The sequence below is a fragment of the Chromobacterium sp. W521 genome (assembly GCF_052805975.1).
Genome location: NZ_JBRBAF010000003.1, coordinates 280,380 through 299,721 on the forward strand (window position 1 = coordinate 280,380; position 19,342 = coordinate 299,721).

Annotated in this window: 18 protein-coding genes and 1 tRNA gene; 4 read left to right on the forward strand and 15 right to left on the reverse strand. The window is 64.7% G+C overall.

Going from position 1 to position 19,342, the window contains the following annotated elements:
• Position 1: 1 nt before the first annotated feature.
• Both ACUXV1_RS05930 and ACUXV1_RS05935 read left to right on the forward strand, forming a co-directional pair.
• On the forward strand, positions 2–1,123 hold the full coding sequence (locus ACUXV1_RS05930) for a DmpA family aminopeptidase (protein WP_446015061.1): 1,122 nt from the start codon (positions 2–4) through the stop codon (positions 1,121–1,123).
• Positions 1,124–1,337: 214 nt separating this feature from the next.
• Positions 1,338–2,297, forward strand: a complete 960-nt coding sequence (locus tag ACUXV1_RS05935; RefSeq protein WP_446015063.1) for a diguanylate cyclase domain-containing protein — start codon at positions 1,338–1,340, stop codon at positions 2,295–2,297.
• Positions 2,298–2,601: 304 nt separating this feature from the next.
• On the opposite strand, the gene ACUXV1_RS05940 is transcribed toward ACUXV1_RS05935, so the two are convergent.
• The 11 genes from ACUXV1_RS05940 to ACUXV1_RS05990 all read right to left on the reverse strand — a co-directional run bounded on the left by ACUXV1_RS05940 (position 2,602) and on the right by ACUXV1_RS05990 (position 12,196).
• Positions 2,602–2,946, reverse strand: a complete 345-nt coding sequence (locus ACUXV1_RS05940; protein ID WP_446015064.1) for a hypothetical protein — start codon at positions 2,944–2,946, stop codon at positions 2,602–2,604.
• A gap of 189 nt (positions 2,947–3,135) precedes the next feature.
• Positions 3,136–3,223 (reverse strand) — tRNA-Ser (locus ACUXV1_RS05945).
• A 114-nt stretch (positions 3,224–3,337) separates the two neighbouring features.
• Positions 3,338–5,008 carry a DNA repair protein RecN gene (recN, locus tag ACUXV1_RS05950; protein ID WP_446015066.1) on the reverse strand — a complete coding sequence of 557 codons (1,671 nt, stop codon included), beginning with the start codon at positions 5,006–5,008 and terminating at the stop codon, positions 3,338–3,340.
• 18 nt (positions 5,009–5,026) lie between these two features.
• Positions 5,027–5,902, reverse strand: a complete 876-nt coding sequence (locus ACUXV1_RS05955) for an NAD kinase (RefSeq protein WP_019103054.1) — start codon at positions 5,900–5,902, stop codon at positions 5,027–5,029.
• Between the two features lie 9 nt (positions 5,903–5,911).
• Positions 5,912–6,580 carry a response regulator transcription factor gene (locus ACUXV1_RS05960; RefSeq protein WP_043641750.1) on the reverse strand — a complete coding sequence of 223 codons (669 nt, stop codon included), beginning with the start codon at positions 6,578–6,580 and terminating at the stop codon, positions 5,912–5,914.
• 21 nt (positions 6,581–6,601) lie between these two features.
• Complete coding sequence (locus ACUXV1_RS05965) at positions 6,602–8,878, reverse strand: ATP-binding protein (RefSeq protein ID WP_446015067.1); 2,277 nt, start codon at positions 8,876–8,878, stop codon at positions 6,602–6,604.
• A gap of 127 nt (positions 8,879–9,005) precedes the next feature.
• Positions 9,006–9,530, reverse strand: coding sequence for a peptide-methionine (S)-S-oxide reductase MsrA (gene msrA / locus ACUXV1_RS05970; RefSeq protein ID WP_043641752.1), 525 nt, complete (start codon positions 9,528–9,530; stop codon positions 9,006–9,008).
• On the reverse strand, positions 9,527–10,480 hold the full coding sequence (locus ACUXV1_RS05975; RefSeq protein ID WP_446015068.1) for a histone deacetylase family protein: 954 nt from the start codon (positions 10,478–10,480) through the stop codon (positions 9,527–9,529). Before ACUXV1_RS05975 ends, msrA begins: the two co-directional genes overlap by 4 nt.
• Positions 10,481–10,488: 8 nt before the next feature.
• Positions 10,489–10,704, reverse strand: coding sequence for a DUF1653 domain-containing protein (locus tag ACUXV1_RS05980; RefSeq protein WP_043593565.1), 216 nt, complete (start codon positions 10,702–10,704; stop codon positions 10,489–10,491).
• A 15-nt stretch (positions 10,705–10,719) separates the two neighbouring features.
• Positions 10,720–11,664 carry a nucleoside hydrolase gene (locus ACUXV1_RS05985; protein WP_203391556.1) on the reverse strand — a complete coding sequence of 315 codons (945 nt, stop codon included), beginning with the start codon at positions 11,662–11,664 and terminating at the stop codon, positions 10,720–10,722.
• 61 nt (positions 11,665–11,725) lie between these two features.
• Positions 11,726–12,196 (reverse strand): GNAT family N-acetyltransferase, encoded by a 471-nt coding sequence (locus ACUXV1_RS05990; RefSeq protein WP_446015070.1) that lies wholly within the window; start codon positions 12,194–12,196, stop codon positions 11,726–11,728.
• Between the two features lie 58 nt (positions 12,197–12,254).
• Here ACUXV1_RS05990 and ACUXV1_RS05995 point away from each other — a divergent pair, with 58 nt between their 5' ends.
• Together ACUXV1_RS05995 and ACUXV1_RS06000 are read left to right on the forward strand one after the other, a co-directional pair.
• Positions 12,255–13,202, forward strand: coding sequence for a tRNA dihydrouridine synthase (locus ACUXV1_RS05995; RefSeq protein WP_446015071.1), 948 nt, complete (start codon positions 12,255–12,257; stop codon positions 13,200–13,202).
• A gap of 270 nt (positions 13,203–13,472) precedes the next feature.
• Positions 13,473–15,008: a mechanosensitive ion channel family protein gene (locus tag ACUXV1_RS06000; protein WP_043641760.1), complete on the forward strand. Its 1,536-nt coding sequence runs from the start codon at positions 13,473–13,475 to the stop codon at positions 15,006–15,008.
• A 229-nt stretch (positions 15,009–15,237) separates the two neighbouring features.
• Here the strand turns inward: ACUXV1_RS06000 and mmsB are convergent, their stop codons facing one another.
• The 4 genes from mmsB to ACUXV1_RS06020 form a co-directional block, all read right to left on the reverse strand.
• On the reverse strand, positions 15,238–16,128 hold the full coding sequence (gene mmsB, locus ACUXV1_RS06005) for a 3-hydroxyisobutyrate dehydrogenase (protein ID WP_194426450.1): 891 nt from the start codon (positions 16,126–16,128) through the stop codon (positions 15,238–15,240).
• Between the two features lie 18 nt (positions 16,129–16,146).
• Complete coding sequence (locus ACUXV1_RS06010; RefSeq protein WP_446015073.1) at positions 16,147–17,265, reverse strand: enoyl-CoA hydratase/isomerase family protein; 1,119 nt, start codon at positions 17,263–17,265, stop codon at positions 16,147–16,149.
• A 24-nt stretch (positions 17,266–17,289) separates the two neighbouring features.
• Complete coding sequence (locus ACUXV1_RS06015) at positions 17,290–18,072, reverse strand: enoyl-CoA hydratase (RefSeq protein ID WP_019101371.1); 783 nt, start codon at positions 18,070–18,072, stop codon at positions 17,290–17,292.
• Positions 18,073–18,180: 108 nt separating this feature from the next.
• A complete protein-coding gene (locus tag ACUXV1_RS06020) occupies positions 18,181–19,341 on the reverse strand; it encodes an acyl-CoA dehydrogenase family protein (protein WP_019101372.1) in 1,161 nt (386 codons plus the stop codon).
• Position 19,342 lies beyond the last annotated feature (1 nt).

The window sequence follows — 19,342 nt, forward strand, 5'->3', positions numbered from 1 at the left end:
TATGTTGAAACGAGCCAGGGCATTGGGCATTCGCATCGGCCAGGGCGAGCCCGGCCCCTTGAACGCGATTACGGACGTGCCCGGCGTGCGGGTGGGGCATGCCGCCGCCTGGGTGGATTTCGACGACGGCCGCCGCGCACGCACGGGGGTCACGGTGATTGAGCCGCGGCCGGGTTTGGCGCGGCGCAGGCCGTGCTTTGCCGGCGTGCATGTCTTGAACGGCAACGGCGACGCCACCGGGCTGGAGTGGCTGCGCGAGGCCGGCGTGCTGAGCACGCCGATCGCGCTGACCAATACCCACAGCGTGGGCGTGGTGCGAGACGCATTGATCGCCAGCGAGCGCGAAGCGGTGGCCGGAGAGCCTCAGCTGTATTGGACCATGCCGGTGGTGCTGGAAACCTTTGACGGCCTGCTCAACGACATCAACGGCTTCCACGTGACGGCGGAGCACGCGCGCGCCGCGCAAAAGGCGGCCAGCGGCGGCTTGCCTGCCGAGGGCAGCGTGGGCGGCGGCAGCGGCATGATCTGCCACGAATTCAAAGGCGGCATCGGCACCGCCTCGCGGCGGCTGCCGGCGGAGGCGGGCGGTTGGACCGTGGGGGCGTTGGTGCAGGCCAATCATGGCAAGCGAAGCTCGCTATTGGTGGAGGGCTACCCGGTAGGCCGCCAGCTGAGTTGCATGGAGATTCCCTCGCCGTTTGAAACTGGACGGCTGCCGCAGCCCGGCATGGGTTCCATCGTGGCGGTGCTGGCCACCGACGCACCCTTGTTGCCGGATCAATGCCGGCGGCTGGCGCAGCGCGCCGGCATCGGCATCGCCCGCACTGGCGGCGGCACCGAGGACTCCAGCGGCGACATCTTCGTGGCCTTCGCCACTGGCAATCAGGGCTTGCCGATGACCGATTACGCCGGCAAGGGCGAGTTGACCTGCGCGGTGGAAATGGTGAACGCGGACCATCTGTCGCCCTTGTTCGAGGCGGCGGCGGAAGCGGTGGAAGAGGCCATCGTCAACGCCTTGCTGGCGGCGGGAGATCTGACGGGCAACCACGGTCACGCGGCGCATGGACTTAAGGCCGAGCGCTTGCTGAGCGCGCTGACGGAAAGCGGCTGGCGTCCGCGTTAAGACCCGCTAACCAAACCCCTGATCCTGCGTTGCGCCTCCTTGTCGTACTACTTGTACTGCCTGCGTCGGCGCGCCTTGGCTCAGGTTCTCTGCGAGGTTTTGTTAGCGGCTCTAAGCCGCAGGTCCGTCAGGCTCCGGCATTGGGTTTGCGCCATGTTATGCTATTATCATTGTGTGGCCGCCCCGGCGGCGAATCGACGTGCAGGAGGCGGGCATGAAGACACCGGACATTCCGGCGGACGAGCCGCAGCGTTTGGCGACCCTACGCGCATTGGGCGTGCTGGACACGGCGGCGGAGGAGCGTTTCGACCGGCTAACCCGCATGGCCAAGCGCTTGTTCCGGGTGCCTATCGCCTTGGTCAGCCTAGTGGACGAAAACCGCCAGTGGCTCAAGTCCTGCGTCGGCATGTCGACGGTGGAAACAGAGCGCGATATTTCCTTTTGCGGCCACGCCATTCTGGGCGATGACATCTTCTACATCCCGGACGCCTTGGCGGACGAACGTTTCGCCGACAATCCGCTGGTGACGGGCGCGCCGCATATCCGTTTCTACGCCGGTTGTCCGCTGCATGCCGCCAACGGCGCCAAGGTGGGTACTCTGTGTGTGATCGATGTCCACCCGCGGGAGTTCGATCACGACGACGCACAGGCGCTGCACGATCTGGCGCGCATGGTGGAGGCGGAACTGATTGCCTTCCAGGCCGCCACTACGGATGAACTGACAGGCCTTTCCAACCGGCGAGGTTTCCGGCTGCTGGCGCAGTACAGCCTCAATTTCTGCGCGCGGCAAAACCTGCCGGTCAGCCTGGCTTTTATGGACCTGGACAAGTTCAAGGCGATCAACGATTGCTTCGGTCACGCCGCCGGCGACCAGGCGCTGGCGGCCTTCGCTGAGCTGATGCGCGGCTCTTTTCGATCCGCGGACCTGCTGGCGCGGCTAGGCGGAGACGAGTTCGTGGTGTTGCTGTCCGATGTCGGGCAGGAGCGGGCGCAGGCGGCGATGGCCAAATTCGCACGCCATCTGGACGCTTACAACGCCAGCTCCGGGCAGCCATATCCGCTGGCGTTTTCCGTCGGCATCGTGGAGCTGGACGCGGAGCGCCATTTCTCCATCGAGGCCTTACTGGCGGAGGGCGATGAACTGATGTATTCGATCAAAGCCGCTAAAAGGTAGCCGCAACCAAGTTTTTCGTGGCTGTCCGTGTGGTTTTTGCGCCGGAACTTTCTCTTTTCATGCCCCTTTGGTCTGAAAACAGACTGCGCATTGCATGCGTTCCGAATAATATTCAAGAGTCCGTTCAAAGCCTCGCTCTTGCTCGCACGAGCGTAAACACGTTTTCAGAGTGGGCGCGCCGCCTGGAGCGCCGTCCCGACCTCTATGAGTACCGAGCGCACATATCTGGCGGGCAGCATAGGCCGGCACGTGCTGCACTGCTTCACCGCCGAAGCGGCGCGGGCGGCGCACTGATCGCGGCCGCTCAGTCCCGCTCCAGCCAGGCTTTGGCCGCGGCCAGATCGCGCGCCACCCAGTCGGCGTCGGCTTCGAATTGCGCGTCGTCGACGCCCGGCTGGCGGAACAGGGTCAACAGCAGCTCGCAACCCTCGTCCCGCGCCAGCAGGCGCAAGGGGACGTAGACTTCCGCCTGCCCGGGCGGCGACACCCAGTGATCGAGCACGCCGTAGTCGTTGGCCGGTGAAAAGCGCAAGGGCATCACGCCGTGAGGCGTGTCCGCCAGCCAGCCGTCGCCGTCGCGGCGCAGCGCGCCGGCCAGCAATTGCCCGAGGCGCTGCGCCGGGAGATATTCCGCCAGCCATCGCGTCAAACGCCGTTGGTCGTCGCGCTGTCTCCACAAGCTTTGTGGAGCTTGCTGGAGGCGATGTACAGCGTTGAATGCGCGAGAGAGGGGTTGCAGTTGTGGATTGCTTAGCGGTGGGATGGTTTAGTCAAGTAGACTGCCTGGAGACAAGGCGAAAAAGACAAAAGCCCGGACATATGTCCGGGCTTTTGATATTGGCGGAGGCTGTGGGATTCGAACCCACGGACGGTCGCCCGTCGGCAGTTTTCAAGACTGCTGGTTTAAACCACTCACCCAAACCTCCAGCGTCTGGTCATTACCGATACGAGTAGAGTGCAAGATCACGGCATGAGCCCGACCTGCCGCACTTCCCGATTCGGTAAGAGGGCGCAATTCTAGCGGGTCTTAGCCGCTTTGACTAGAGGGCCGGCGCATTTGACGCCAGCATTTCCGCCGCGTGCTCGCGCGTGGTCTGGGTCAGCTCCACGCCGCCCAGCATGCGGGCGATTTCCAGCACCCGCTGTTCGCTGTCCAGCGGTTCGATGTGGCTCTTGACCCGGCCTTTGTGCTCGCTCTTGCTGACCTGCCAGTGGTGGCTGCCGCAGGAGGCCACTTGCGGCAGGTGGGTGATGCACAGCACTTGGTAGCGCTGGCCCAGCTGGCGCAGCATGTGGCCGATGACTTCTGCGACGCGGCCGCCGATGCCGACGTCCACTTCGTCGAAGATCAACGTGGGCACGCTGGCCACTTGGCTGATCACCACTTGCATGGCCAGGCTGATGCGGGACAGTTCGCCGCCGGAGGCCACTTTGGCCAGCGGGCGCAGGCTGGTGCCGGCGTTGGCCGCCACCAGGTATTCGATGGATTCCAGGCCGTGGGCGCTGGGCTCGGACAGGGGCGCCAGCTCGATGGCGAAGCGCGCGCCGCTCATCGCCAGGTGCTGCATTTCCGAGCCGATGCGCGCGGACAGCTCGCTGGCGGCCTGGCGGCGTTTACCGGACAGCGCTTCGGCCTGCGTGCGGTAGCGCGCCAAGGTGGAGGTTTCCGCCAGGGACAGCGCTTCGATGTCGGCGGAGGCTTCCAGTGCTTGCAGCTGTTGCTGCCAGTCGTCCAGTTTTTCCTGCAGGTCTTGCGGCTGAACCCGGTATTTGCGCGCGATGCTCATCAGCGCGTCGAGCCGGCTTTCCACTTCGGCCAGCTGGCCGGGGTTTTCGTCGATGTCGCTGGCGTAGTCGCGCAGGCTGTAGACCACTTCGCGCAGTTCGGCGTCCACGGAGTCCAACAGCGACAGGGTGTCCGCCAGCCGCGGGTCCAGGTTGGCCAGCTTGCTGAGCCGGGTTTGCACCTGGGACAGCATGGTCAGGCAGCTGTTGTCCATCTCGGACAGGGTGTCCACCGCCAGCTGTGCGCTTTGCGCCAGTTCGGCGGCGTTGGCCAGCCGGGAGTGGCTTTGGTTCAACGCGCTCCATTCGTCCGGCTGTAGATTGAGTTCGCTCAGTTCGTTGATCTGCCAGTTCAGCCTTTCGCGCTCGACTTCGGATTCGCGCGACAGCCGTTCGGCATCGGCGCGGGCGCGGCGGGCGGCTTGCCAGTCCTGCCAGGCTTTGTGCACGTCGCGGGCCAGCGCGGTGGAGCCGGCGTAGGCATCCAGCAGCTGGCGCTGGGCGTCAGCTTTCATCAGCGACTGGTGGGCGTGCTGGCCGTGGATGTCGACCAAAAATTCGCCCAGCTGCTTGAGCTGGCTGAGGGTGGCGGCCTGGCCGTTGACGAAGCTGCGCGAGCGGCCGGATTTATCCAGCAGCCGGCGCAGCAGGAGCACGTCGTCGTCGCCGTTGAGGCCGTTTTCTTCCAGCCATGCGTCGATTTCCGGGCGGCCGCGGGTGTCGAATTCGGCGGTGATCTCGGCGCGTTCGGCGCCTTCGCGCACTTGGGCGCCTTCTGCGCGGTCGCCCAGCAGCAGGCTCAAGGCGTCCAGCAGTATGGACTTGCCGGCGCCGGTTTCGCCGGTGAGCACGGTGAAGCCGGCTTGGAAGTTCAGCGAGATGCTGTCGACGATGACGAAGTCTTTAACAGTCAGCGATAGGAGCATGGGTGTTCGCGTCAGGTGTCAGAGCAGGCGCTCGCCCCAGTGGAGCTTGTGGCGCAGCATGTCGTAGTAGTTGTAACCCACCGGATGCAGGATGCGCAGCGGGTTGCGGTAGCGGCGGATCAGCACGCGGTCCATTTCCATCAGGTCGCAATGGGATTGGCCGTCGAAGTGCACGCGCGCGTCCAGGCCGCGGGTGAGCATGAATTCCACTTCGCAGGAGTCATTGACCGCGATGGGGCGGTTGCTCAGCGATTGCGGGCAGATGGGCACCAAGGCGATGGCCTGCAGCGTGGGGTGCAGGATGGGGCCGCCGGAGGCCAGCGAGTAGGCGGTGGAGCCGGTGGGGGTGGAGACGATGAGGCCGTCCGAGCGCTGGCTGTAGACGAACTGGTTATCGATGAAGACTTCGAATTCTATCATCGAGCCCATCGCGCCGCGGCTGAACACCACGTCGTTGAACGCCAGCGCGTTGGCCACCTCGGCGTCTTCGCGTATCACCGCGGCTTGCAGCAGGATGCGGTCTTCCGGCACAAAATCGCCGCGCAGGATGGCGTCCACCGAGTCCAGCATCTCGTGCAGCGGGATGTCGGTCATGAAGCCCAGCCGCCCCTGGTTGATGCCGATCAGCGGCACCCGGTAGGGGGCCAGCAGGCGGGCGATGGACAGCATGGTGCCGTCGCCGCCCAGCACAATGACGATGTCGGCCAGCTTGCCCATGTCGTTGCGGTCTATCAGCGCGTGCGGGCCGGCTTCTTGTTGGGTGGCGCTGTCTTTGTCGATCAGCACGGTGGCGCCGGAGGCGGACAGGTGGTCGGCCAGCCGGCGCAGGGATTCGACGATGGCGGGCTTGCTGTGCCGCGCCACCAGGCAGACGTGTTTGAACAGTCGTTCCATGGCGTTGTTTCAGTAAGGGGTGGGCGTATCGTTCAAAAAACTGTCGTCGTTGGGTTTCTTGCCGGTGGCTTCCAGCGCTTTCAGGTAGAAGCGCACCAGGTCCGCCAGAGAGTCTACACCGAGTTTGTTGAACAGGTTGGCCCTATGTACTTCTATGGTGCGCGGAGATAGGTCCAGCACCCGGGCGATTTCCTTGCTGGACATGCCGTCCGCCACCAGTTCCAGCACTTCGCGCTCGCGGCCGCTGATGCGGGCGAGCAGGCCCATCACTTCCTGGGTTTCTTCTTCCTTGCGGTGTTGCAGGATGCTGAGGCGTATGCCCTTGCGCAGGCTTTCGATCAGCCGCGCTTGGTCTATCGGTTTGGTCAGAAAGTCGATGGCGCCGGTTTGGAAGGCGCGGCGGCATTGTTCGATGTCGCCGTGGCCGGTGATGAAAACGATGGGCAAGGTCACGTTTTTATTGATCAGTTGCTCCTGCAGCGCCAGGCCGTTGATTTGCGGCATGCGGATGTCCAGCACCAGGCAGGCGATGTCGTTGCCGCCGTAGTGGGCGAGAAATTCCATCGCGTTGGGGAAGGTGACGGTGCGCATGCCTTGCGCGGCGATGAGCATGGCCAGCGAATCCAGTACGGCCGGATCGTCGTCGACGATGTAGACGGTTGGCGTGGTGTTTTGCATTGTGTTTTTGACTCCTGCCGGTTACCCCGTTGACGGCGGCGCGTCCCTTTGCGGCAGTTCAATGATGAATTCCGCGCCGCCGGTTGATTTGTTGCGTGCGCTCAGCTTGCCGCCAAACGCTTCTATGGCGGTCTGGCAGATGGCCAGGCCCAATCCCATGCCGCTGGCTTTGGTGCTGAAGAAGGGCGCGAAGATGCGATCCAGCAATTCCGGCGCGATGCCGGCGCCGTTGTCGCCTATGCTGAGCCGGATCCAGCGGCCGTTCAGGCTAGTGGCGATGCTGAGCCGCCCCCAGGGGGCGACGGTTTCCATGGCGTCCAGCGCGTTGCGCATCAGGTTCAGCACCACTTGTTCCAGTTGTATGTTGTCAGCGTAGACCAAGGGCAGATCATGGCAAATATTCTGCTCAATATGAATATCGTGGGTTTTTAGTTCGTATTCCAGCAGGTTGAGCGCATTGTCCACCACCTGGTTCAGATCGATGGGGGTGAATTGCTGGGTTTTTTTGATCACGAATTCGCGCAGGCGCTGGATGATTTGACCGGCGCGGCTGGCTTGGGTGACGGAGGAATCCAGCGCGCGGCGCAGCATGGCCATGTCCGGCTCTTCGTCTTCCAGCAGGCTGAGGCCGGCCTGGCAGTAGCTCATGATGGCGGACAGCGGTTGGTTGATCTCGTGTGCGATGCCGGAGGCCATCTCGCCCATGGTGTTGATGCGGGCGACGCGGGCCAGCTCCATTTCGTGCTGGCGCAGGCGGGTTTCGCTGGCTTCCAGCGCGGCCAGCATGCGGCGGCGGATCGGCGCGGTATCGCGGAAGGTCAGCACCGCGCCCATCAGCCGGCCGTCGCGGCCGGGCAGCGGGGAAACCGAGCCTTCGATCAGCAGTTTTTCGCCGTCGCTGCGCATCAGATAGCAGTTTTGCGCCAGCAGCACGGTTTCGCGGCGCTGGATGGCCTTGTGCACCGGATCCTCCTCTACTTGGCGCGCAAACTCGTAGTTGAGCCTCACCACTTGATGCAGCTTGCGTTGCGCGGCGTCCCGGGCTTTGAGGCCAAGCAGGGTTTCCGCCGCCGGGTTGAGGTAGCGGATGCTCAGGTCGATGTCGATGCTGATCACAGCGTCGCTGATGCCGCTGAGCGCCACCATCGCGTATTCGCGCTCGCGGTGGAGCTTGTCTTGCGCCTGTTCCTGCGCCTGGCGGTTTTGCGCCCGCAGCGCCAGGATGACCAGCAACAGGTAGGCCGGCACCATGGAGAAGACGGCGCTGAGCAGGAGTTCCAGCGGAGCGGTGCGGTCGAAACTGAGCTGGCGGCGCACCGTCAGTTCATAGGGCAGGTAGGGCGTGTCCAGGCTCTTGCGGATTTCCAGGGCCGGCAGCAGCCATTGCGCCAGCCAGCCGGGCTGGTCCTGTTGCTGATGGCGGTAGATGAGCGGGTCGTAGCCGCTGGGCGCGCTGTCCTTGCGCTGTAAGGCCACGCTGTAGCGCGTCGCCATATTGGGGGTCAGGCTGACCAGCTTGTCCAGCGCCAGCACCTGCACCACCATGCCCGCGGTCTGCTCGCTGCGCACCAGCGGCACTGGCGAGGGGGCTTCGGTATTGTAGATGGCGGAGAAGAAAGCCAGGGCCTGCTTGCCGTTGTTGAGGCGCAGCACCGGGGATACCGCCTCGCCCTGACCCATCGCGCGGTGGACGGTGGGCGCCAGCACGGTGTCGGCCAGCAGGTCCAGGCCCATTTCGCGCCAATCGTCGGAGGCCAGGCCGGGCTCGGCCATGCTAAGCGGCAGGTAGCGTGGCCGTTTAGCCGCCAGCCGCCAGGCTTGTTGCTGGTCCCAGGCGTTGTCCTGCTGGTGCTGGTAGTCGCGGATGCGGTAGGGCTGGCCTTGCAGCTGGCTGCGCATGCGTTCGAATTCGCGGCGGTAAGCGTGGCTGACCAGCGGCTGGTAGCCGATGAAGTAGAGCTGAGGCTGTTCGCGCGCCAGAGACTCCACCAATAGGCGGATGCGCGCTTCACGCAGGCTGTTTTCCTGATCGACGATGTCGACCACGCTTTGTTGCAGCATCTCGCTTTCCTGCAGGCGGGTCTGCAGGCCGGAGAGAATCAGGCTGTGCACCTGTTGGTGTTCTTGATGCTGCTGATTGAGGTCCAGCGCCACCGATTGGCCCAGCAACAGGGCGAAGGTGAGCAGCCACAACACGGCGCAGGCCAGGCGTCCGCGGGGGGAGGCGGTGCGCAACAGGTCCAGGTGACGGGTGAAGGTGGTGCGGAATGCAGTGATGATGCTGTGCTTGTCTGCCATGGGGAGGTTGGGTTCGTCCGGCGCGCAGCCAATCTGGGCATCGCCGCTACTGTGCCGGATTATAGCGGCGATGCCCGGGGCGCGCGAACCAAGCCGGGAGCTGGGTTCGCCCCTGGCAGGGTGTGGCTTATTTCTTCAAGTAAACAGAAAAATGTTGCTGAAACTTGGCCAATTTTGGCGCTACAACCATCTGGCAATAGGGCTCGTGGCCATGTTGATCAAAGTATTGCTGGTGATAGTCTTCCGCCGGATAAAAAGGCGCCGCGGCCTCCAGCCGGGTGACGATGGGCGCCGGGTAGTCGCCGGCCAGGTCCGCCAGCTTTCGTTCCGCCGCCTGACGCTGTTCTTCGTCGTGGTAAAACAGCACCGACGCGTATTGCGGGCCGACGTCGTTGCCCTGGCGGTTGAGGGTGGTGGGGTCGTGCAACGCGAAGAAGGCGCGCAGCAGGGTGTCGTAATCGATCTGGGCCGGGTCGTAGCGGATCTGCACCGCTTCCACGTGGCCGCTGCGGCCGCCGCAGACTTCCTTGTAACTGGGGTTGGCGCCGGGGCCGCCGGTATAGCCGGAAATGGCGCTGTGGACGCCGGCCAAGCGGTTGTAGGCGCTTTCGATGCACCAGAAGCAGCCGCCTGCGAAGGTTGCGGTTTTCATGTTTGGCTCCATTGACGGGTGGGATGAGTATGAGTCGTGTCGGGGCGAGGGATCTGTCCCTCGGCGCCGAAAATTTGCCAAGCCAGGTGCACGGTTTCGGTCTGGATCGCCACGGTGTCCTCAATTGGCACCGCGTAGCCGCCGCCCATGACGACGGCGACAGCGGCCTTGGCCTGGCGACAGGCTTCCAGCACCATGCGGTCTCGTGCGGCCAGGCCGTCGAAGCTTAGCGCCAGCTTGCCCAGGCGGTCGCCGGCGTAGGGGTCGGCGCCGGCCAGGTAGAACACCAGGTCTGGGTCCGTGGCGAACAGGCGCGGCAGTTGCTCGGCCAGAATGGCGAGATAGGCTTCGTCGCTGGCGCCGTCCGGCAGTTCTATGTCCAGGTTGCTGGCTTCGCGGCGGAAGGGAAAGTTGCCGGCGCCGTGCATGGAGAAGGTGAAGATGCGGTCGTCGCCGCGCGTGATGGCGGCGGTGCCGTCGCCCTGGTGCACGTCCAGGTCTATTACCAGCGCACGTCGGGCCAGGCCTTCGTCCAGCATCAGCCGCGCGGCCACGGCGATGTCGTTGAACACGCAAAATCCGCTGCCCATCGCGCGGCCGGCGTGGTGGGTGCCGCCGGCCAGGTTGACGCCGCAGCCGCGCGCCAGCGCCCAGCGGGCGGCGGCAATGGTGGCGCCCACCGAGCGACGGCTGCGTTCCAGCAGTTGCGGGCTCCAGGGCAAGCCGATCTCGCGCTGCTCGGCGGCGCTGAGCGCGCCGTTGAACACCTTGTCCAGATAGGCGTCGTCGTGGGCCTGCGCCAACTCGTAGCGGCTGGCCGCCGGCGCGGCGTCCATTGCTTCGGCGGCGAACCTCGCCACCGCCTGCGCCAGCAGCGCGTATTTTTGCGCGGGGAAGCGATGGCCGGGCGGTAGCGGCAGCGGAAATTGATCGGTGCGGAAAATGCGCATCGCGGCGCTCAGAAGGCTTTGACCAAGGCGAAACGCGGCAGGGTCTGGCCCTCGTGAGCGACGCTTTCCTCGAACATGCCGGCCGGGCGCGCCCACAGGCCGAACTCGCCGTAAAGCGCGCGGTACATCACCAGCAGTTCACCGGTTTCGGAGTGGGTGGCGGTACCCAATACTTCGTAGAGCGGTCCTTTGTAATGGCGATAAATGCCGGGAGCGATTTTCATGGGGCCTCCTTGGGTTTACGGCAGATGGGCGAGGGCCTCGGCCATCAGTTGGAACAGGCCGTCGGCGTCCACCTCGGTCAGGTAGAGCGCGTTGGGCTCGCGGCCGGATTCTCCGTGCCAGTCCACCACGGTGGCTCCGGTGGTGTAGTGGCCGGCCAGTTCCACTACCACGTTGACGGTGCGGCCGCGGAACAGATCGGGGCGCAGCAAGTAGGCGATCACGCAGGGGTCGTGCACCGGCGCGCCGTCCTGACCCAGCTTTTGCACGTCGTAGCGCTCCAGAGACGTCAGCAGCGAGGCCGCCAGTGGCCCGCAGCGGTTGGGGAGGTCGCGCAGCAGCGCCACGCGCGCCGGAGTGGTGGTTGCCTGGTGGGTGACATCCAGCGGCAACATGACGATGGGCGCGCCGCTGCGCAACACAATGTCCGCCGCGTGCGGATCGGTATGAATGTTGAACTCCGCCGCTGGGGTCATATTGCCGCCGGCGAAATAGCCGCCGCCCATGAGTACGATGCGGCCAATGCGCGCGGCGATGTCCGGCGCCCGGCGCAGGGCCAGCGCGATATTGCTCAATGGCCCCACCGGGCAAAGGGTGACGCTGCCCGGAGGTTCGCGGCGCAGCGTGTCGATGATGAAGTCCACCGCATGCTCTGAGCGCACCGGCATCACGGGTTCGTGCAACGGCGCGCCGTCCAGGCCGCTGGCGCCATGCACATGTTCGGCGCCCTGGTAGGGCTGGACCAGCGGCCGGTCTGCGCCGGCGTAGACGGGCACATCGCCGCGTCCGGCCCATTCGCAGACGATGCGGGCGTTGCGGGTGGTCAGTTCCACGCCGACGTTGCCGGCCACCGTGGTCAGCCCCAAGAGCTCGATGTCAGCGCGCGCGCCCAGCAGGAACAGGATGGCGACCGCATCGTCCAGGCCGGGGTCCGTATCGAAAATGACGCGGTGCTGTTTCATGTCGGCTCCAATGGGCAATGTCATCAAGGGGGCGAAGGATGCCGCAGCGCTTGGCGGCGCGTCAAGGCGCGGCCGGCGCTGACGACGAGGGCTCGCTCCATTCATAGACTCTGAATTCGGTATCCAGTTTAAACCCTGATCGTTCATACAGCCGCTGCGCGTTCAGGTTGTCGTGCGCGGTTTGCAGCGTGACGCCGCCGCCCAGCGCGGCGACATGGCGCTGGCAATGTTCCAGCAATAATTGGCCGACGCCGCCTCCGCGAGAGGCCGGCGATATGAACAAGTCGTGCAGCAACCAGTGTGGACGCAAGCCTAGCGAGGAGAAACCAGGATAGAGCAGGGCGAAGCCTTGGACGCCGGCCGCGTCTTCGGCCAGGAAAACCACCGCTTCGCCCTTGCGCAGCCGCTGTTCCAGAAAGGCGGCGCAGGCCTCCGCCGGCTGCGTTGTCCGATAAAAATCGAGATAGGCCAGAAATAAGGGCAGCCATGAGCCGACGGACTCCGCGTCGGCCTGGCGAATAGCGATTTGCATTGAATGCCTTTCCCCGCTTTGCGGTACAATATTCGCCTTTTTTCCGGCGATGTTTGCAATGAAATTGGTTCTTGCCCCGATGGAGGGCCTGGTGGACGAGGCGATGCGCGATGTGCTGACCCGGGTGGGCGGCATTGATCTGTGCGTGACCGAGTTTGTCCGCGTCACCTCGGCGCTTTTGCCCACCCGCACCTTCATGCGGCTGGCGCCGGAGCTGGCGCGCGGCGGCAAGACCCGCGCCGGCGTTACGGTACGAGTGCAATTGCTGGGTTCGGACCCGGTTTGCCTGGCCGAGAACGCGGCCAAGGCCGCCGGCCTGGGCGCGCCGGGCATAGATCTGAATTTCGGCTGTCCGGCTCCCACTGTCAACCGCCATCGCGGCGGCGCCGTTTTGCTTAACGACCCTGAACTGCTGTTCCAGATCGTGCAAGCGGTGCGCGCGGCGGTGCCAGCCGAAATACCGGTTACCGCCAAGATGCGGCTGGGCTATGAAGACAAGAGCCGGGCGCTGGAGTGCGCGCGGGCGTTGGAGGCCGGCGGCGCGCAGGAACTGGCGGTGCATGGCCGCACCAAGGTGGAGGGCTACCGCCCGCCGGCGCACTGGGACTGGATCGCCCGCATCCGCGAGAGCGTGGCGGTGCCCGTGGTGGCCAACGGCGAAGTGTGGACGCTGGACGATTACCGCGCCATCCGCGAGCAAAGCGGCTGCGACACGGTGATGATAGGGCGGGGCTTGGTGGCCTGCCCGGACCTGGCTTTGCGTATCAAGCGCCAGGACGGCGCCGAGCCCATGCCCTGGAACGAGATGCAGCCCTGGGTGCTGGACTTGTTCCTGCAGTGCCGCGTCCAGTCCGAGGATGGACGCTACCCGGTGGCGCGCACCAAGCAATGGCTGGGGCAACTGAAGCGAACCTGGCCGGAGGCCGGCGCCTTGTTTGAGCGCATCCGCAGGCTGACCACGCCGGACGAAGTGGAGCCTGTACTACGAGACATGCTTGCTAAGTAAATGTACTCATATCTAAATGCTATGGGAATGTGTAGCATTCAATTGCGCGCTGCACTGGTATAGCAGGGCGCTGTGATTCCGGCGGCTCCCCAGCTCCGGCGATTACACTTCCCCGATACCTTGCAGCCCTCCCTATACGGGAGGGATTTTTTTTATCCGCCGCGATGGACTATCAATGAAAAGCGGCCGGTCTGTTGTTTCCTCTTTGTTCCCAGCCGCAGCGGCGCCGCCATCGGCGGTTTCCCATCAAGACTTCATCGCGGAGGCGGCATGGATACGGCCCCGACGGTTAGCTGGCTGGAAAAGCTGATCCCTCAGGCGTGGCACGACAGCTTGACGCTGTTTGTGGCGTTGACCGCCGCCTGCGCCGCCTTGCTCTATCTGCTGCGGCCGGAAACCCGCAAATCGACGCTGCGCTCCTTGTTGGCCGCCGCCCTCGCCTTGGTGGCGATCAATCTGGGGCCTCAGGACGGCCAGGCGGTGGCGGAGTGGATCAAGCAGGTGGCCGTCATCGTGCTGGGACTGGCCTTGATCCGGCTATGGGCGATGATGTTGATGCGGCTGTTCCTGCCCTTGCTCCGCCTGCATCCGCCGCGCATTCTGGAGGACATCCTGCTGGTGCTGGGCTGCGTGGGCTGGGGGTTGGCGCTGCTGCGTCTGGCTGGCCTGGATCTGAGCCACATCGTCACCACTTCGGCGGTGATCACCGGCGTGCTGGCGTTCTCCATGCAGGATACGCTGGGCAATATTCTGGCCGGCCTGTCGCTGCAACTGGACAATTCGGTGGAGGTGGGGGATTGGATCAAGTCCGGCGAGCTGTCCGGGCGGGTGGTGGAAATCAACTGGCGCGCCACCTTGGTGGAAACCCGCAACTGGGAAACCGTGGTGATTCCCAACAGCCAGCTGATGAAGGGGCAGTTCGCCATCCTGGGCAAGCACCAGGGCGCGCCGTTGCAATGGCGGCGCTGGGTGTGGTTCAACATTAACTGGGATACCTTGCCCAATCAGATCATCACCGTGGTGGAACGCTCCTTGCGTGAGGCCCAGTTGCCCGGCGTGGCCTTGTCGCCGGAGCCCAACTGCATTCTGATGGGCTTCGAGAACGGCTATAGCAAGTACGCAGTGCGTTACTGGCTGACCGATCTCGCCGCCGACGATCTGACTGATTCCGTGGTGCGCACCCATATCGACGCCGCCTTGCGCCGCCATAATCTGAAAATGTCCTCGCCGCACTACAATGTGCTGACCATCAAGGACAATGAAAAGTACATGGAAGCGCGTATGAAGAAGCATCTGGAAGAACGGGTGCAGGCGTTGCGCAAGGTGGAGCTTCTGTCCAGCCTCAACGACGAGGAGCTGGTGGTGCTGGCCGATCAACTCAAGTTCACCCCCTTCGTCACCGGCGACATCATCATGCACCAGGGCGCGGTCGCGCACTGGCTCTACATCATGCTCAACGGCGAGGTGGAAGTGTGGGTGAATCTGCCGGACGGCAGCCGAAAGCTGGTGGACGTGCTGGAGGGCGGCAACTTCTTCGGCGAAATGGGCTTGATGACCGGAGAGGCGCGCAGCGGCACCGTGATCGCGCGTTCCAATGTGGAGTGCCTGCGGCTGGATAAAGAAGCCTTTCAGGCGATTCTGAGCTCGCGCAAGGAATTGGCGGAGGCGATTTCGTCGATTCTGGCGGAGCGGCTGGCGGAGCGCACTCGCAAGCTGCCGCAGGATTGGCAAGAGGGCAACGGCTTGCCGCAACGGGCGGAACTGGTGGACAAGATCAGACGCTTCTTTGGCTTGGCCAAGCACTGACCCATTACGGCCTTGGGCCAAGTTTTCCAGAACCTGTTTACGATCTGCTGCGCATTGTGCAGCGCTATCCAGTGAGTACGTCTTCGAAATGCTCATGTACCCCGTGTGCATTCCGCTTTCTCAGCCGTTTTCGCCTTGCCTCGCTCTAGCTCGCGAGATCGTAAACAGGTTCTCAGGACATTAAGCGTGGTCCACGGCGGCCACCAGCTTAGGGGCCGCGCGGTCTAACTCAATCCAGCGGGTGGAAGTGCTTGAGGATGCTGGAGAAATCCAGTTTGCCGAAGCCGGCTTGCGCGTGCTCCTCGTACAGATTGCGCGCCAAGGAGCCCAGCGGATTGGCCGCGTGGCTGTGTAGCGCGGTTTCCTCGGCCAGTCCCAGGTCTTTCAGCATCAGTTCGGTCATGAAGCCGCCGCTGTAGCCTCTGCTGGCCGGTGCGTTCTCCATCACGCCGGGCCAGGGGTTGTATAGCTCGGTGGCCCAATTGCGGCCGGAGCTCTGGCTGATGATATCGGACAACACTTTGGGGTCCAGCCCGTTTTTCACGCCCAGCGCCAGCGCCTCGGCGGTGCCGGCCATCAGGATTCCCAAGAGCATATTGTTGCAGATCTTGGCGGTTTGGCCGGCGCCGGCGGCGCCGGCGTGGAAGATGTTCTTGCCCATGGCTTGCAGCAAGGGCCGCGCCCGTTCCAGCTCGGCGGCGGCGCCGCCGACGATGAAGGTGAGCGTGCCGGCCGCGGCGCCGGCGGTGCCGCCGGACACCGGCGCGTCCAGCATTTTGAGGCCGGCGGCGTCGGCCGCGGCGGCCACTTTGCGCGCGGTGGCGGCGTCTATGGTGCTGCAGTCCACCACCAGGGTGCCGGCCGGCAGTTGCGAGAACAGGCCGGACTCGCCCAGGTACAAGCCTTCCACGTGGCGGCCGGCCGGGAGCATGGAAATCACCGCGTCGGCGCCGCGAACGGCGTCGGCGGCGGAGGAGGCCGAGCGCGCGCCGGCGGCGGCCAACTTGGCCAGCGCGTCGGCGGACAGGTCGAACACGTTCAGCTTATAACCGTGTTTCAGCAGATTGGCGGCCATCGGTCCGCCCATATTGCCCAGGCCAATGAAGGCGATGGTTTGCATATTCTGTCTCCTCTATTGTTATTGGAGCGCGGCCAGCGGGTGTTCGGCCGCCGTCCACGGCGAATCGAAATGGCTGTCCACCCAGCTTGGCGGGATGTCGGCCAGCTCGCGGTAGTGCCATTGAGGCGCCCGGTCCTTGTCCACCAGCAGCGCGCGCACGCCTTCGCGGAAGTCCGGCTTGGCGCAGAAGTTGACCGACAGCGCCAGTTCCATGCGCAGGACCTCGGCCAAGGACAGGTGTTTGGCGCGCTGGAAGATTTCCCAACACACCGCAGCGGAGCTGGGGCAGCCGTGGGCAAAGCTCTTGGCGGCCGCGGCCAGCCACGGGTCTTCGAAGGCGGTGTCGTGCAGCGCGGCGGCCACCGCGTCCAGGCTGCCGCGGTTCATCAGTTGGTGAACCGCCAGCAGGTTGCGGCCGGCGTTGGCTTCCGGCAACGCCACGCCGCGTTCCATCTCGTTAAGCAAGGCGCTGACCAGGCCGTGGTGGCGTTCCGCCGGTTGTTCCCAGGCCAGTTCGCGCAGCGCCGTCAGCAAGGCCGGCTGGCCGTCGGCAGGCAGCACGTGGTCGGCCAGATTGCACAGCAGCGCGTCGCCGGCGTTCAGCGGCGCGCCGGTCAGGCCGAGGAACAGGCCGAGCTTGGCCGGCATCCGTTGCAGGAACCAGCTGCCGGCCACGTCCGGGTATAGGCCGATGGTGATTTCCGGCATGGCGATGCGGGTGGCCGGGGTGGCCACGCGGTGGCTGGCGCCGGCCATCAGGCCCAGGCCGCCGCCCATCACGATGCCGCCGCCCCAGACGATCAGCGGCTTGCGGTAGCGGTGGATGTGATAATCGAGCCGATATTCCTCGCTGAAGAAGGCGACGGCGTGCGGGTTGGGATAGACGTCGCCGTCTTCCAGCAGCGCGGCGCGCAGAGAGCGCACGTCGCCGCCGGCGCAGAAGGCCTTGTCGCCGGCGCCGCGCAACAGCACGGCCACCACGGCGTCGTCGTTCTCCCAGGCGTTCAAGCGTGCGTCCAGCAGCCGTATCATCTCCAGCGTCAGCGCGTTCAGCGATTTTTCCGCGTTCAGCGTGGCGATGGCGATGCGCTGGCCGCCGCGGACCGGCAGTTCTTCAAACAGTACCAGGTGGGACATGGCGGATTCGTCCTTGGGTGAAGGTCAGGCGTTCTTCCACTGAGGCGCGCGTTTTTCCAGGAAGGCGCGGGTGCCTTCGCCCTGATCCTGCGTGTCGAACAGCTTGATGAAGCCTTCGCGTTCGTGGATCAGATTGTGAGCCGGCGGCTGCAGCCGCGCGCGTTGCACCAGCTGCTTGCACACCGCCACCGACGATGGCGATTGGCGGTCGACTTTTGCCGCCAGCGTGAGCGCGGCGTCCAGCGCCTGGCCTTTGGCCACCACTTCTTCCACCAGGCCGATGCGCTCGGCGGTGCGCGCGTCGATGCGCTCGCCGCACAGAATCATGCGTTTGGCCCAGCCTTCGCCCACCAGCCAGGGCAGGTTCTGGGTGCCGCCGGCGCAGGGCAGCAGGCCGACCCCGGCTTCAGGGAGCGCCATTTGCGCCTGCTCCTCGGCGATGCGGATGTCGCAGGCCAGCGCGCACTCCAGGCCGCCGCCCATCGCATAACCGTTGACGGCGGCGATGCTGACGCCGCGGAAGGCGGACAGCGCCTCGAAGGCCTCGCCGAATAGCATGGTCATTTCCGTGGCCACCTTTTTGTCGCCGTCCGCGAACAGATTGAGATCGGCGCCGGCGGAGAAGAATTTTTCGCCCTGGCCGGTGATCACCAGCGCGTAGATGTCGCGGTCGGCGTTCAGGTCCGCCACCAGTCGTTTCAGCGCGCTCAGGCTATCTCGGTTCCAGGTGTTGGCCGGCGGATTGTCTATGGTGACCACGACGGTGTGGCCGCGTTTTTCCACGTTCAGGTGGGCGTAGTTGTTCATGGCGTTTGCCTTTATGGATTCGGTTTTGATTGAGCGAGGCCGGGAAAATCCAGCGAAGCGGCTGAGGCAAGGCGGCGCAAGGCCGCATCTTGGATTTTCCGGCTTCGATCAGCGCAGTGTTTCCAGCGCGCCGTCTTGCAATAGTTTGCGCGCCACGATCATCCGCATCACTTCATTGGTGCCTTCCAGGATCTGGTGCACGCGCAGATCGCGCACGTGGCGTTCCAGCGGGAAGTCCTTCAGATAGCCGTAGCCGCCGAACAGTTGCAGCGCGTTGTTGGCCACATTGAAACTCAAATCGGTGGCCAGCCGCTTTGCCATGGCGCAATAAGCGCTGGCGTCCGGGCTGGCCTGGTCCAGTTTCCATGCCGCCAGCCGCACCATCTGCCGCGCGGCCACCAGTTCGGTCAGCATGTCCGCCAGCCGGAACTGCACGCTTTGCAGCTCGGCCAGCGGCTGGCCGAATTGCTGGCGCTCCTGCACATAGCGCTGGGCGGCGGCCAGCGCGGCTTGAGCGGTGCCCACCGCGCAGGTGGCGATGTTGATGCGGCCGCCGTCCAGTCCCTTCATCGCGAAAGCGAAGCCTTGGCCTTCCTCGCCCAGCCGGTTGGATGCGGGGATTTCCACATTGTCGAAGGTGATGGCGCGGGTGGGCTGGCTGTTCCAGCCCATTTTTTTCTCTTTCTTGCCGTATTGCACCCCGGCCGCGTCCGCCGGCACCACGAAGGCGGACACGCCTTTGGGTCCGGGGCCGCCGGTGCGCGCCATCACCACCAGCACCTGGGTGCTGCCGGCGCCGGAGATGAACATCTTGGAGCCGTTGAGCACGTAATGGTCGCCCTTGCGCTCGGCGCGGGTCTTCAGCGAGGCGGCGTCGGAGCCGGCGCCGGGCTCGGTCAGACAGTAGCTGCCCAGCAGTTCGCCGCTGACCATGCGCGGCACCCAGCGCTGAGCCAGCTCCGGGCTGCCGAAGCTGGCTATCATCCAGGCCACCATATTGTGGATGGTCAGATAGGCGGCGGTGGAAGTGCAGCCGGCGGCCAGCTCTTCAAAGATGATGGCGGAGTCCAGCCGCGGCAGGCCCAGACCGCCGTAGGCTTCGGGGGTGTACAGGCCGAGAAAGCCCATCTCGCCGCTGCGGCGGATCACCTCCAGCGGAAAGATTTCCTCTTCGTCCCATTCGGCGGCGCGCGGCGCGAGTTCGCTGGCGGCGAAGTCGCGGGCGCTGTCCTGAAAAGCGATCTGTTCTTCAGTCAGTGCGAAATCCATG